The following is a 13,103-nucleotide window of genomic DNA, read 5'->3' as shown; positions in this document are numbered from 1 at the left end:
TGCGCTACTGCGCAGCCCCCGAGACGTCCGTCTCGGGCGACGGGATATTGAAGACCTGCCCCGGATAGATCAGGTCGGGGTCGCGGATCTGGTCGCGATTGGCGTCGAAGACCCGGACATAGAGGAACCCGTCGCCATAAACCTCGCGCGCGATCGCCCAAAGCGTATTGCCCTTCACGATCTGCACGACCTTCACCGCGTCGCCGACCTCGCCGGTCGCTCGCACGGAGGCTGCCTGCGCACCGGTCGGATCGGCGGCATTCGCCACGAGGATTTCGTCGGGCTGATCGAAGCCGGTCTCGGCCCGCGCGACGACCTTGCCCGTGGCGTCCTGCGCATCGATCCGCAATTTATGCTCGCCCGTGCCCAAGCCCGGCAGGTCGAGCGACCAACGCCCATCCGCGCCCGGCTGCGCCTCGGCGACGAGCGTGTCGTCGAGATAGGCGCTGAGCGTCGTGCCCTCGGGTGCGCCACGGCCTTCGCTGCGTGCGACCTCGCCCGAGCCGAAGGAGATCGTGTCGATCACCAGGTCATCGCTTTTCGGGGCGAGCAGCCGCGCACCGTCTGCATCGGCGATGAGCGGCGCTGCGGGCGGCGTGGGCGTCGATTGTGTCGCCTCGGTCGCCGTAGCGGCCGTCGTGGTCGCAGTTCCGGCGGACGTGCCAACATCGGTCCCAGTCGCGGCGCTTCCGCTCATCGCCGTACCATCTGCCGCCGAGGCCGTCGCATCGGCGCTACTATCTGTCGCACCGTCCGCAGCCGGCCCAACGGGCGTCTGGGAGGGTACGCTCTCCTCTGCAGAGGCAATCCTCTCGGTTTTCGGCTGTCCGCGCAGCACGAGCGTCTCGGCGCTGTCGCGCGCGGAGCCATCCGCGCCGGTGACCCGCAGCGAGAGCGCGCGCGGGCCGTCGGCGGGCGGCAGATCGAAGAGCGAGGCGAAGCTGCCGCCGCCATCGGCCTGCGTGCTCGCCACGACCTTGCCGTCGACGAGAATATCGAGCTTCGCGCCCGGCTCCGCCCGCCCGGCGAGCGTCACCGAGCCGTCGGGTGCGGCCCGCAGCGCGTCGAATTGCACCTGGGCGAGCGGCTTGCCGTCACGTGCCGCCTTCGCGGTGGTGCCGTCAGTCGCCATATCCGCGCCCGTGGCAGAGCTTCCCGACGCGGCCTCCGCACCCGGATCCTTGACCGTTTCAACCAGCTTGTCGGTGGGTTCCTGGGCCAGCGGCGCCGCGGCGCTCGCCGCTTCTTCAGCCTCCTGCGCCACCGTCTCCGCGCTTCGCGTCTGCGGCGCAGCGGTCCCGGAGGTCGCATCGGCGCTCCCCGTTTGCGCGGTTTGCGCTGCGTTGTTCGCCGCCGCATTCATACCGCCGGCCTCCTTATCAGCCTCGGCCGAACCGGTCGCGGCACTCGTCTCCGTGCCCGACGGTTGCGCCCCTTCGCGCTCCACCGGGCGCAGGACGCCCCAAAGCACCAGCCCCAAGATCACGAGGAGCAGCGCCGCCGCCCCCCTTTCACCACACCGAGCCCGGTGCCCCCGGCCGGTTGATCCGTTACGTTTTCATTCATCTAAGTCCCGCCTTAACGTCATCCCCAGGGCCCTGCCGCCTGTTGTTATCTGCGGCTAGGTGACCCGATCCCTTGAGGGAACTTAGCAACCCCGGTATCACCGCTCAATAACAATGCATTTCCGGAGACACCGTCATGACCATTCCCCGTTCCGTCTGTGTCTATTGCGGCTCGCGTGCGGGCGCGAAGCCTGCTTATGCGGCAGCGGCGCGAGACACCGGCGAGATGCTGGCCACGCGCGACTGGCAGCTGGTCTATGGGGCGGGCGATGTCGGGCTGATGGGAGAGGTCGCCCGCGCGGCGCAAACCGCGGGCGGGCGCACCTTCGGCGTGATCCCCGAGCATCTCTTCCCCCGCGAGGTCGGCAAGCGCGACCTGACCACATTCGTCGTCACCGAGACGATGCACGAGCGCAAGAAGGTAATGTTCATGAATGCCGATGCGGTGGTGGTACTGCCGGGCGGAGCGGGCTCGCTCGACGAGCTGTTCGAAGTGCTGACATGGCGTCAGATCGGCCTGCACGAGAAGCCGATCTTCCTGCTCAACACCGAGGGCTACTGGGCGCCGCTCGGGTCCCTGATCGACCATATCATCGAGCAGGGCTTCGCGGATTCGTCGCTGCGCGAGCTGGTGGTGACGGTCGATAGCGTGGCGGAGCTGGAAACCGCGCTCGTCTCAGCTTTCGCCTAAACCGCGCTGCGTCGCGGGCTGTGCCGCCGGCTGCGGTCGGCGCATCTTCAGATTGACGCTCGAATAGAGCGCGAGCGCCGTCCAGATCAGCGCCAGCGCGATCGCGTGCCAGATGGTGACCGTCTCGCCGAAGGCCAGCGTCGCCACCGCGAATTGCAGCGTCGGGTTGAGATATTGCACCAGACCCACGGTTGCCATCCGCACCCGCTGCGCCGCATAGGCGAACAGCAGCAAGGGTGTGCCGGTGAGCGGGCCGGAGAAGATCAAAAGAACCGTGGTCTTCCAATCGCCGCCGAAATGGCCCGCGCCGGGCGCGCTGCCCCACCATCCCGCGTGATAGCCCCAGAGCACGATCAGCGCGACTGGCGAGAGCAGCAGCACCTCGGCGCAGACCGAGACCATCGCGCCCGCGCGCAACCCCTTCTTGATCAGCCCATAGGTGCCGAAGGTCGCGGCAAGGATCAGCGAAACCCAGGGCGCGACACCCAGCCCGATCGTCAGGACGATGACCGCCGTGGCGGCCAGCGCGACGGCCAACCATTGCCGCGTGCTCAGCGCCTCGCGATAGACGATCAGCCCGAGAACGACGGCGACGAGCGGGAAGATGTAATAGCCGAGCGACGCCTGAACCGCGTGGCCGAAATGGACCGACCAGATGAAGGTGAACCAATTGGCCGATATCATAAACGCCGCGGTCGCGATCACTAACGCCCCGCGCCCGCGACGTTCGGCCAGCGCGGCCCAAAGCTCGCCGAGGCGGCCTTTCAACCCGAGGATCACGGCGAAGAACAGGAAGGACCATAAGGTGCGATGGGCGAGCACTTCGATCGGCGGCATCCCGTCGAGCATCTTGTAATAGAGACCCGACAGCCCCCAGATGACGCAGGTCGTCACCATCGCCCAGAAGCCTTTGACCGCCTCGTTCATCGAAATTCCCTTCTCTCAACCGCGTGACCCTGACCGATCGGCGGGCGAAAGGAAAGACCACGGCGCGGCGGAACCTGTGCGCTTGTCCACGCATTGGGTCTGCGTCAATTCACAACGCCGAGAGAGACCGCCAATGTCCGCCACCAACAGCCACGATCCCGACGATTTCGCTTGGGCAGTGCCCGTAATGCGCACAGGCTACGGCGGGCGCGGTCTGGTCTATCTCGTCGTCGCGGGTGTCTCGCTCTGGTCGCTGTTTCATGGCGGCAGCGCCGAGGGCACCAAACAGGTGATGGAGAAGCTCTCAAGCGGCTGGGGCGCCGTGGTGCTCGTCGGCATCGCCCTTGGCATGGCGGCTTACGCAATCTGGCGCGTGGTGGACGCGGTCTGGGATCTCGAGGCCTATGGCTCCGAGATGAAGGGGTGGATCGCCCGTATCGGCCTCGTGGTCAGCGGTCTCGTCCATCTCGGCATCGGCGGCATTGCGGTCACGGCGCTCGTCGCGCGGGCGAGCAGCGATGGCGGGACGAACAAGCTGGTCTCGACGATCCTGAGCGCGCCGATGGGTCGTATCGCGCTCGGCGTGATCGGCCTGATCGTGATCGGGGCTGGCGGTTACTATCTCTACAAGGGGCTCACCAAGGCCTATCTGAAGCATCTGATGGCCAACGAAGTCACCCGTCGCGCCAATTTCGTCCTGCAGGCGGGGCTTGCGGCGCAGGGCGTGGTGGTCGCGATCATCGGCGCGCTTATCGTTTATGCCGCCTACCGCTACGATCCGTCGAGCGCGGGTGGTCTGGGCAAGGTCTTTGACTGGGTGCGGGGCCACCCGTTCGGGCAATTCCTGACCGGGGCGATCTGCGTCGGATTGCTGGGCTTCGCGGTGTTCTGCTTCGTCAACGCGGTCTACCGGATCGTGCCGCGTGCCAGCGACCCGGACATCGAAACGCTCAAGCAGAGCCTCGAGAGCGACGACTGAGGCGCGCCCTGCCCCGTCGACGGAACGCCGCGCCCATCTCGCGCGGCGTTTTCTTGCGCTCTGCCGATGCGCGCGCGATGTGCCCGCATTACAGGTGCGGTCACTGACCTCCCGCGGGTCTCGCCGCTTCCCCGCAGCGCTCCTTCGGGAAAGCCCCATCAAAAAAGCGCCGCGCGAACAACCGCGCGGCGCTTTGTCTGTCAATCGCAGCGAGGCGCGATCAGACGGTCGCAAGCTCTTCTTTCACCAGCTTCTCGATCTCGTCGCGGGGGTGATTGGTCAGCGTCTTGTCGATCTCGGCCACCACGACGTCGGCGACTTCCTTGTGCAGCGCGTGACGGATTTCCCCCAGAACACGGGGTGCCGCGACGATCACCAGCCGCTCGATCCGACCCTTGTGGACCATCTTGTAAAGATGTTCGGCCAGATCGTCAGCGAAGCGCATCTTCGCCAGTTCGTGCCAGTCCGTCTCCTGAAAAGCCGAGCGCTGGCCGGGGCCGTCATCAGCCATCCGACCCGGGCTGTCGGTGCCCTGCTCGTGATCGGGCGGGTTGTCCTGCTCGTCGACGCGCCGCACGACGAGGTTCGGATCCTCGTCATCCATCATGTTTTCCAGAAACAGCGCCTTCTCGCCATCCGCGATGACGACCCAAGTACCCTTGGAGAGTTTCTTCATCACATCTTCTCCTTTTCGCCGCTATCTCGCTCGTCGCCACCGAGCGGGCGCGTCGTGCCTGCGGAGGTTTCGTCGAGCTGCTTCTTCTCATCGCGGGTGCCGACCTTGCGGTTCAGGTTCCCGCCCAAGCTGCCTTGCCCTTCCGGCGTCTCGATATTCTCGGGCTTCTCGCCGAGGACCTCTTCGGTTTCGCGCTTGCCGTCATTGGAGCGAATGCGTTCAGCCATCGTATCCTCCTCTTGGTTACGGGTTTCTGTCAAGAAAACCGATCCGGCGGCGTCGCGGTTCCTGCTTAGCGGTCTTTCCGTCCCGGCAATCGCCCCGGCACACAAACGTGCTCACAAACGGGCGTCCTGAAGCGCGCAAAGAAAAAGGGCGCCCCACGGGACGCCCTTCCAATTCGCTCGTTTCGCGGAGATTACATGCGCGAAGCGACGTTTTCCCAGTTCACCAGCTTGTCGAGGAAGTTCGACAGATAGGCCGGGCGCTTGTTGCGGAAGTCGATGTAATAGGAGTGCTCCCACACGTCGCAGCCCAGAAGCGCGGTCTGGCCGAAGCACAGCGGGTTCACGCCGTTCTCGGTCTTGGTCACTTTCAGCGAACCGTCGCTGTCCTTCACGAGCCATGCCCAGCCCGAGCCGAACTGGCCAGCGCCCGCGGCAGCGAAGTCTTCCTTGAACTTGTCGACCGAGCCGAAGCTTTCGGTCAGCGCCTTTTCCAGCTCGCTCGGCATGGCCGAGTTGCCCGGACCCATCATTTCCCAGAACTGGGTGTGGTTCCAGTGCTGCGAGGCGTTGTTGAAGATGCCGTTCTGCGCGACGGCGTTCGGCTGATAGGTGCCTTTCACGATCTCTTCGACCGACTTGCCTTCCCATTCGGTGCCGGCAATCGCCTTGTTGCCGTTATCGACATAGGCCTTGTGGTGAATGTCGTGGTGATATTCGAGGGTCTCCTTCGACATGCCGAGATCCGCGAGTGCGTCGTGGGCATAGGGAAGATCGGGAAGTTCAAAAGCCATGATGTCCTCTCTTGAGTTCGAAGGTTCGTACGTCAAACACTAAAGAAGCGCTGGAGGTTCCGAGGTCAAGACGTTTCCGCGGCGAACATCCGACGGTTGTGCTCAGGTTTTCCGCCGCAGCGAGAGCGCGATGCCGCCGATCACCAGCGCCGCGGCCAGCCAGAAGCGCGCCGACGGGATTTCGGCCAGAAGCACCGCCCCGCCCAGCGCCGCGATCAGAGGCACGGAAAGTTGTGCGATCGCGGCGAGGCTCGCAGGGATTTGCGGCAACACGCGATACCACAGCGCATAGCCCAGCCCCGAGGTCACAGCACCCGAGAGGATCGCGGGTGCCCAGCCCCAGCTTGCGCCCTGCCCCCAGTCGCCCGCGCCGAGCATCCAGATCAGCGCCAGCGGTGTGGCCAGCGCGAAGTTAAGCGCGGTCGCGACCAGCGGATCGTGCGTGCGCCGCCCGTTGAGCGAATAGAGCCCCCATCCGATCCCGGCGAGCGCCATCATCGCGAAACCGCGCGGATCGATATGGGCGTCGCCCGAGGCGGGCAGGAGCAGGACCATAAGCCCTGCGAAGGCCAGCCCCGCCCCGATCCAGCGCCAGAGCGAGATCGCCTCGCGCAGCCACAGCGCCCCCGCGAACATGGTGATCTGCACCATCCCGAACAGCGTCAGCGCGCCGACGCCAGCGTCGATCAGCCCGCTCGCGATGGAAAACCCGAAGATATAGAGCGCGAGCGTCGCGACCCCGGCGCTCAGAACCGCCCTTGGCAGACGCAGGCCCCGCACTCCTTTCGCCCGCATCGCGAGAAGCAGCAGAACAAGCGCCCCCGAGGCGAGCCGCACGAAGCCCGTCGCAGCGGGCCCCCAGCCAGCATCATGCACCGCCATCCGGTTGAGCACCGAATTGGCCGCGAAAGCGATCATGACGAGAGCGGTGAGAGCGAAAAGGCGCATGCCGCCAGAATGGCGCGGAATGCGCCGATGTCCATCGGGCTTTCCGACGAAATGAAATGACCCGGAGCATGAACCCCGGGTCGATCCAAACAAGCGAGCGCGGCGCGTCCAGCGGCGCGACCGCTCAGTCGCGTGTGTACATGCCCTCGTAGATCGGGACGAGCGTGTCTGTCTCGAAGAGCGAGGACACCGAGGTGCCCGACCAGGTGTTCAGGATCGCTTGTGCGAACATCGGCGCCGTCGGCACGATGCGGATATTCGGGCAGGCTTTCACGGCCTCGGTCGGCTCGATCGAGTCGGTGATGACCAGCGTCTTCAGTGCCGAATTGGTCACCCGCTCGACCGCCGGGCCCGACAGCACGCCGTGCGAGATATAGGCGTGAACCTCGGTCGCGCCGTGCTCGATCAGCAGGTCGGCGGCCTTGCACAGCGTGCCTGCCGTGTCGACCATGTCGTCGACGATGATGCATTTCTGGCCCTTCACGTCGCCGATCACGGTCATTCCCGCGACCTCGCCCGCCTTTTCGCGGCGCTTGTCGACGATGGAGAGCGGCGCGTCGATCCGCTTGGCCAGCTCACGGGCGCGGGCCACGCCGCCCACGTCGGGCGAGACGACCATGATATCGTCGGTCTGGCCCTTGAAGTTGTGCAGGATATCGAGCGCGAAGACCGGCGAGGCGTAGAGGTTGTCCACCGGAATATCGAAGAAGCCCTGGATCTGGGCTGCGTGCAGGTCGAGCGTCAGGATGCGGTCAACGCCCGCTTCGGTCAGCAGGTTCGCGACCAACTTGGCCGAGATCGGCGTGCGGGCCTTGGTGCGGCGGTCCTGACGTGCATAGCCGAAATAGGGGATCACGGCGGTGATGCGATCTGCCGAGGAGCGTTTGAGCGCGTCGGTGATGATCAGCAGCTCCATCAGATTGTCATTGGCCGGGTTCGACGTCGGCTGAATGATGAACATATCCTCGCCGCGCACGTTCTCGAAAACCTCGACGAAAATCTCGCCGTCGTTGAAACGCTCGACCCGCGCATCCACCAAACCGACGGACATGCCGCGATGCATCGACATGCGGCGCGCGATCGATTGCGCGAGCGGTTTGTTGGAATTTCCGGAGATGAGCTTCGGTTCGGTGACGACGGACATGGGCCAGTTCCTTCGTGACGCCGGGCAGCCCCGGCGGGATTCGCTTGATTGCGCCTGCCTTAGCACCGGGGTAGCGTGGCGGCAATTTCGACTGTCAAGAAAGTGTTATGAATGGCACGGATCGACTACTATTTCGGCACGTTCAGCCCGTGGGCCTATCTCGGCGGCCCGCGATTCGAAGAGATCGCGGCGCGTCACGGCGCTGACGTGACCTACAAACCGCTCGACCTTCTGGGCCTGTTCGACCGCACCGGCGGCGTGCGCCCGGCGCAGCGTCACCAGAGCCGGATGGAATACCGGATGCAAGAGCTCAAGCGCTGGTCGAAGCGGCTCGGGATGGAGATGAACTACACGCCTCCCGGCTATCCGCCGAACCCCGCACCGTCGTCTTATGCGATCATCGCGGCGCAGAAAGCGGGCGGCGGCGATGTCGGCGGGCTGGTCAACGCGATCCTGCGCGCCTGCTGGGCAGAGGACAAGGACATCGCCTCGGACGAGGTGATCCGCGAGGCGCTGGAAGCCAACGGTTTCGACGGCAATCTGGCGACCACCGGCCTCTTCGACGGCGCGGTCACCTATGAGAAGAACCTCGAGGACGCGGTCGAGGCCGGCGTGTTCGGCTCGCCCTTCTATATCGTCACCGACACCGATGAGCGGTTCTGGGGGCAGGATCACCTGGAGTTGCTCGACGACTACCTGGGGACGCTCTGAATGCCGCGCGACCAACGACAAGGGGCCGAAGTCTTCTGGCAGAGCTTCGGTCAGGGCGAACGTCCGGCGATCGCGATCCATTGCACGCTCGGCAGTTCGAACCTCTGGGCGAAGGCGCTGATGCCGTTGGGCCAGCAGATCACGGCGACCGCCTTCGATCAGCCGAGCCACGGGCAATCCGCACCCTGGCGCGGCGACGCGAGCGAGCCCGGGAGCTTCCAAACGCAGGTGACACGGATCGCTGCAAGCTTCATTGAGCGCCCTGTCGATCTGATCGGGCATAGTTTCGGCGCCTCGGTCGCGCTGCGCATCGCGGTCGGCGCGCCCGAGGCCGTCCGCTCGCTGACGCTGATCGAGCCGGTGCTGTTCGCGGCGCTGCCCGAGGACGACCCGGATTGGCAGGATCTGCGCGCCAAGCAGGATCACTTCGAGCAATTGATGGAAGCGGGCGATTACGAGCCGGCCGCACGCGGCTTCATGCGTGACTGGGGCACCGGCCAGCCGTGGGACAGCTATACCGAAACGCAGCGCGAACGTTTCACCGCGTGCATGCCGATGGTCGAGAATATCTCTCGCGCCAATTTCGCGGATCCGGCGCAGATAGCACGGCCCGACGGGATCGAGCAGATCGACGCGCCCGCAATGATCATCCATGGCGACCGCTCGCCGCCGACGATGCCGAAAGTGGCCGAGGCGATTGCCGCGCGCCTGCCCGATGTGGGCGTCGCCTGCGTCGAGGGCGCGGGCCATATGCTGCCAGCCACTCATCCCGAACAATGCGCGAGCCTGATCGCCGCCAATCTGGAACGCAGCTGACCTCATGGCCAAGCAATCCGCGATCTTCCGCTGCGCCGAGTGCGGCGCGACGCATGCCAAATGGTCCGGGCGTTGCGACGCCTGTGGCGCATGGAACTCCATCCACGAGGAAGCCCCGATCTCGATCACGCCCGGCTCCGGGATGAAAGGCGCTAAGGGCAAGGTGATCCCGCTCACCGCGCTCGACACCAAGGAAACCCCGCCCGCCCGCGTGAAATCGGGCATGGAGGAGTTGGACAGGGTTCTGGGAGGCGGTCTCGTGGCGGCTTCGGCGGTGCTCGTGGGTGGCGATCCGGGCATCGGGAAATCGACGCTTCTGCTGCAGGCGACCGCCAGCTTCGCCCGCAAGGGCGTGAAGGCACTCTATATCTCGGGAGAGGAAGCGGCGAGCCAGGTGCGGATGCGCGCGCAACGGCTGGGCCTTGCGGACGCGCCGGTCGGGCTGGGCGCTGAAACCTCGCTTCGCGACATCCTGACGACGCTTGAAGCCGAGCGCCCCGACCTCGTCATCATCGATTCGATCCAGACCATGTGGTCGGACAATGTCGACAGCGCACCGGGTTCGGTAAGCCAGCTGCGCGCCGCTGCACACGAATTGGTGAGCTTCGCAAAAAAGCGCGGCACCGCCGTCATCCTCGTGGGTCACGTCACCAAGGAAGGCCAGATCGCGGGCCCGCGCGTGATCGAGCACATGGTCGACACGGTGCTCTATTTCGAGGGCGAGCGCGGCCACCAGTTCCGCATCCTGCGCGCGGTGAAGAACCGCTTCGGCCCGGCCTCCGAGATCGGTGTCTTCGAGATGACCGGGGCGGGTCTGGCCGAGGTCGCCAACCCCTCGGCGCTGTTCCTGTCGGAGCGCGGCCAACCCGCGCCGGGATCGGCAGTTTTCGCAGGAATAGAAGGCACGCGACCGGTGCTGACGGAGATTCAAGCGCTGGTTGCACCCTCAACGCTTGCTTCGCCCCGTCGTACCGTAGTCGGTCTCGACAGCGGGCGGATCTCGACCATTCTCGCGGTGCTGGAATCGCGATGCGGCATCCCCTTCGCGGGGCTCGACGTGTTCCTGAATGTCGCGGGCGGGATGAGGGTGGTTGAGCCCGCAGCCGACCTCGCCGCGGCCGCCGCGCTTCTCAGTGCGCGCGAAGATGTGGCGCTTCCAGCGGACATGGTGATTTTCGGGGAAATCAGCCTGTCGGGTGCGCTGCGTCCCGTGGGTCAAGCGGAAAACAGGTTGAAAGAAGCGGCGAAACTTGGTTTTTCACAAGCGATCGCACCCTCGGGAACGAAAGCCGAAGGGTCGAGCGGGATGTCCCTGCGCAAGCTGGGCGATCTCGTGACTTTTACCGGGGAGATGTTCGGCGCCGGATAACGCCGAGAACACAGGAGCGAAAATGGACGGGTTCACCATTGTCGATGCCATCGTGGCGGTCGTCATCATTCTTTCGGCGATCCTCGCCTATTCGCGGGGCTTCGTGCGTGAGGCGCTGGCCATCGTCGGCTGGATCGCGGCGGCGATCGTCGCTTACATTTTCGCCAACGAGGCGCGCCCTCTGGTGCAGCAGATCCCCGGCCTCGACAAGTTCATCGGCCAAAGCTGCGAGCTGGGCATGATCGGCGGCTTCGCGGTGGTCTTCGCCGTGGCGCTCGTCGTTTTCTCGATCCTGACGCCCTTGTTCGCCTCCGCCGTGCAACGCTCGGCCCTTGGCGGGATCGACCAGGGGCTTGGCTTCCTGTTCGGCGTGGTGCGCGGTGTGATCCTCGTCGCGGTGGCCTTCGTCGTCTACGACCGCGTGATGAGCAACGACCCCGTGCCAGTGGTCGACGACTCGCGCTCGGCCAAGGTGTTCTCGCGCGCCTCCGGACAGCTCGACGAATCGATGCCCGCCGATGCGCCCGGCTGGATCGTGCAACGCTACGAGCAACTCGTAGCCGCCTGCCCCGCGCCTCCGGGTGCCGATGCCCCGGCCCGGACGGACGAATTGCCCCCGGCAACGGCGAATTGATGACAGCCACATGACGGTTTTTACAGGCGCGAGGGGTTAACACCTCTCGCGTTTGCATATAAATGAGCGCAAGCGCCCTCCCCTTGCGTCATACGGAGCTGATGCCATGTCCTGCCCCGCCGCCCAGAAGACCCACTTCGCCCATCCTTTCGACGACGACAAGCTCAAGGAAGAATGCGGCGTCTTTGGTGTGGTCGGCATTTCCGACGCCGCGAATTTCGTGGCTCTTGGTCTGCACGCCCTGCAACACCGCGGTCAGGAAGCGGGCGGTATCGTCGCGCATGATGCCGCAACCGGCTTCAATTCCGCTCACCGCTTCGGCTACGTCCGGGACAATTTCACCAAGTCGAGCCTGATGGAAACGCTGCCAGGCGATATCGCCATCGGCCATGTGCGCTACTCCACCGCAGGCTCCAAGGGGGCGGTGATCCGCGATATCCAACCCTTCTTCGGCGAGTTCTCGATGGGCGGCTGCGCGGTCGCGCATAACGGCAACCTCACCAATGCCGACGCGCTCCGCCGCGAACTGATCGAGCGCGGCGCGATCTTCCAGTCGTCGTCCGACAGCGAATGCATCATCCACTTGATGGCGCGCTCGATCCAGCGCAAGCACGCCGACCGGATCGCCGACGCGCTGCGCCGCGTGGAAGGCGCGTTCTCCATCGTCGCGATGACGCGCACCAAGCTGATCGGTGTGCGCGACCCGCTGGGCGTGCGTCCGTTGGTGCTGGGGAAGCTCGGCGAACATGGCTATGTGCTCAGCTCCGAGACCTGTGCGCTCGACATCATCGGCGCGGAATTCGTCCGCGAGATCGATCCGGGCGAGATGGTGGTCATTCAGGACGGCCATATCGAAAGCTCGCGTCCCTTCGGCCCCTCGACCGGGCGCTTCTGCATCTTCGAGCATGTCTATTTCTCGCGCCCCGACAGCATGATCGGCGGCCGCTCGGTCTACGAGACCCGTCGCGCCATCGGCGTCGAGCTGGCCCGCGAAGCCCCGGTCGAGGCCGATCTGGTCTGCCCCGTGCCCGACAGCGGCACCCCCGCCGCGATCGGCTACAGTCAGGAAAGCGGCATCCCCTTCGCGCTCGGGATCACGCGCAACCAGTATATGGGCCGCACCTTCATCGAGCCGACCGAGCAGATCCGCAACATGGGCGTGCGCCTCAAGCTCAACGTCAACAAGTCGCTCATCCGCGGCAAGCGGGTGGTCCTTGTCGACGACTCGGTCGTGCGCGGCACCACCTCGCGCAAGATCAAGGACATGATCCTCGATGCGGGCGCGAAATCGGTGCATTTCCGGATCGCCTCGCCGCCGACCGCATGGCCGTGCTTCTACGGCGTCGACACGCCGAACCGCGACAAGCTGCTGGCGGCGCAGATGACCGAGGAAGAGATGCGCGAATGGGTCGGCGTGGACAGCCTCAAGTTCATCTCGCTCGACGGGCTGTATCGCGCGGTGGGCGAGGCCAAGGGCCGCGACAATTCCTGCCCGCAATATTGCGATGCCTGCTTCTCCGGCGAGTATCCGATCACGCCTTCGGATCAGCTGGAAAAGGGTTTCGAGATGAAGGCGGCCGAGTAAGCGCGCGGCGCTTTCCGTTCGTCTGATACGATTTCTTCAG

14 protein-coding genes are annotated in these 13,103 nt (G+C 65.2%); 7 read left to right on the top strand and 7 right to left on the bottom strand.

The features are described from left to right. Window positions 1-4: 4 nt before the first annotated feature. Window positions 5-1,486, bottom strand: a complete 1,482-nt coding sequence (locus BMG03_RS07320; RefSeq protein ID WP_077701161.1) for a LysM peptidoglycan-binding domain-containing protein — start codon at window positions 1,484-1,486, stop codon at window positions 5-7. Between the two features lie 215 nt (window positions 1,487-1,701). On the opposite strand from BMG03_RS07320, the gene BMG03_RS07315 reads away from it, so the two are divergent. Further along, window positions 1,702-2,256, top strand: a complete 555-nt coding sequence (locus BMG03_RS07315; RefSeq protein WP_075776069.1) for an LOG family protein — start codon at window positions 1,702-1,704, stop codon at window positions 2,254-2,256. Here the strand turns inward: BMG03_RS07315 and rarD are convergent. Beyond that, complete coding sequence (gene rarD / locus BMG03_RS07310) at window positions 2,242-3,183, bottom strand: EamA family transporter RarD (RefSeq protein ID WP_075776070.1); 942 nt, start codon at window positions 3,181-3,183, stop codon at window positions 2,242-2,244. The two genes, BMG03_RS07315 and rarD, sit on opposite strands and share 15 nt — an antisense overlap. 133 nt (window positions 3,184-3,316) lie before the next feature. Between rarD and BMG03_RS07305 the strand changes: the two genes are divergently transcribed. Next, entirely contained in the window at window positions 3,317-4,162 is an 846-nt protein-coding gene (locus tag BMG03_RS07305) for a DUF1206 domain-containing protein (RefSeq protein ID WP_075776071.1), read from the top strand. Between the two features lie 220 nt (window positions 4,163-4,382). Here BMG03_RS07305 and BMG03_RS07300 read toward each other — a convergent pair whose 3' ends face one another. The 5 genes from BMG03_RS07300 to BMG03_RS07280 form a co-directional block, all read right to left on the bottom strand. After that, on the bottom strand, window positions 4,383-4,838 hold the full coding sequence (locus tag BMG03_RS07300; protein WP_075776072.1) for a baeRF12 domain-containing protein: 456 nt from the start codon (window positions 4,836-4,838) through the stop codon (window positions 4,383-4,385). Continuing rightward, window positions 4,838-5,065, bottom strand: a complete 228-nt coding sequence (locus BMG03_RS07295) for a hypothetical protein (RefSeq protein ID WP_075776073.1) — start codon at window positions 5,063-5,065, stop codon at window positions 4,838-4,840. The genes BMG03_RS07300 and BMG03_RS07295 overlap by 1 nt, the downstream gene beginning before the upstream one ends. Window positions 5,066-5,256: 191 nt before the next feature. Beyond that, complete coding sequence (locus BMG03_RS07290; RefSeq protein ID WP_075776074.1) at window positions 5,257-5,856, bottom strand: superoxide dismutase; 600 nt, start codon at window positions 5,854-5,856, stop codon at window positions 5,257-5,259. Between the two features lie 102 nt (window positions 5,857-5,958). Further along, window positions 5,959-6,804 (bottom strand): DMT family transporter, encoded by an 846-nt coding sequence (locus BMG03_RS07285; RefSeq protein ID WP_075776075.1) that lies wholly within the window; start codon window positions 6,802-6,804, stop codon window positions 5,959-5,961. A gap of 124 nt (window positions 6,805-6,928) precedes the next feature. Beyond that, window positions 6,929-7,948, bottom strand: coding sequence for a ribose-phosphate pyrophosphokinase (locus BMG03_RS07280; RefSeq protein ID WP_075776076.1), 1,020 nt, complete (start codon window positions 7,946-7,948; stop codon window positions 6,929-6,931). A gap of 111 nt (window positions 7,949-8,059) precedes the next feature. On the opposite strand from BMG03_RS07280, the gene BMG03_RS07275 reads away from it, so the two are divergent. The 5 genes from BMG03_RS07275 (at window position 8,060) to purF (ending at window position 13,063) form a co-directional block, all read left to right on the top strand. Then, window positions 8,060-8,659, top strand: a complete 600-nt coding sequence (locus BMG03_RS07275; protein ID WP_075776077.1) for a 2-hydroxychromene-2-carboxylate isomerase — start codon at window positions 8,060-8,062, stop codon at window positions 8,657-8,659. Further along, window positions 8,660-9,475, top strand: coding sequence for an alpha/beta fold hydrolase (locus BMG03_RS07270; RefSeq protein ID WP_075776078.1), 816 nt, complete (start codon window positions 8,660-8,662; stop codon window positions 9,473-9,475). 4 nt (window positions 9,476-9,479) lie between these two features. Then, a complete protein-coding gene (radA, locus tag BMG03_RS07265) occupies window positions 9,480-10,844 on the top strand; it encodes a DNA repair protein RadA (protein ID WP_075776079.1) in 1,365 nt (454 codons plus the stop codon). A gap of 22 nt (window positions 10,845-10,866) precedes the next feature. Next, window positions 10,867-11,478: a CvpA family protein gene (locus BMG03_RS07260; RefSeq protein WP_075776080.1), complete on the top strand. Its 612-nt coding sequence runs from the start codon at window positions 10,867-10,869 to the stop codon at window positions 11,476-11,478. A gap of 106 nt (window positions 11,479-11,584) precedes the next feature. Further along, window positions 11,585-13,063, top strand: coding sequence for an amidophosphoribosyltransferase (gene purF, locus BMG03_RS07255; RefSeq protein WP_075776081.1), 1,479 nt, complete (start codon window positions 11,585-11,587; stop codon window positions 13,061-13,063). Window positions 13,064-13,103 lie beyond the last annotated feature (40 nt).

It is taken from the genome of Thioclava nitratireducens (assembly GCF_001940525.2).
Lineage (GTDB): Bacteria > Pseudomonadota > Alphaproteobacteria > Rhodobacterales > Rhodobacteraceae > Thioclava > Thioclava nitratireducens.
This window is presented reverse-complemented; position numbering and strand designations above follow the sequence as displayed.

Coding starts and splice junctions, on each gene's coding strand:
- BMG03_RS07315 (WP_075776069.1), top strand. CDS start 1,702: ATGACCATTCCCCGTTCCGTCTGTGTCTATTGCGGCTCGCGTGCGGGC.
- rarD (WP_075776070.1), bottom strand. CDS start 3,183: ATGAACGAGGCGGTCAAAGGCTTCTGGGCGATGGTGACGACCTGCGTC.
- BMG03_RS07305 (WP_075776071.1), top strand. CDS start 3,317: ATGTCCGCCACCAACAGCCACGATCCCGACGATTTCGCTTGGGCAGTG.
- BMG03_RS07300 (WP_075776072.1), bottom strand. CDS start 4,838: ATGAAGAAACTCTCCAAGGGTACTTGGGTCGTCATCGCGGATGGCGAG.
- BMG03_RS07295 (WP_075776073.1), bottom strand. CDS start 5,065: ATGGCTGAACGCATTCGCTCCAATGACGGCAAGCGCGAAACCGAAGAG.
- BMG03_RS07290 (WP_075776074.1), bottom strand. CDS start 5,856: ATGGCTTTTGAACTTCCCGATCTTCCCTATGCCCACGACGCACTCGCG.
- BMG03_RS07285 (WP_075776075.1), bottom strand. CDS start 6,804: ATGCGCCTTTTCGCTCTCACCGCTCTCGTCATGATCGCTTTCGCGGCC.
- BMG03_RS07280 (WP_075776076.1), bottom strand. CDS start 7,948: ATGTCCGTCGTCACCGAACCGAAGCTCATCTCCGGAAATTCCAACAAA.
- BMG03_RS07275 (WP_075776077.1), top strand. CDS start 8,060: ATGGCACGGATCGACTACTATTTCGGCACGTTCAGCCCGTGGGCCTAT.
- BMG03_RS07270 (WP_075776078.1), top strand. CDS start 8,660: ATGCCGCGCGACCAACGACAAGGGGCCGAAGTCTTCTGGCAGAGCTTC.
- radA (WP_075776079.1), top strand. CDS start 9,480: ATGGCCAAGCAATCCGCGATCTTCCGCTGCGCCGAGTGCGGCGCGACG.
- BMG03_RS07260 (WP_075776080.1), top strand. CDS start 10,867: ATGGACGGGTTCACCATTGTCGATGCCATCGTGGCGGTCGTCATCATT.
- purF (WP_075776081.1), top strand. CDS start 11,585: ATGTCCTGCCCCGCCGCCCAGAAGACCCACTTCGCCCATCCTTTCGAC.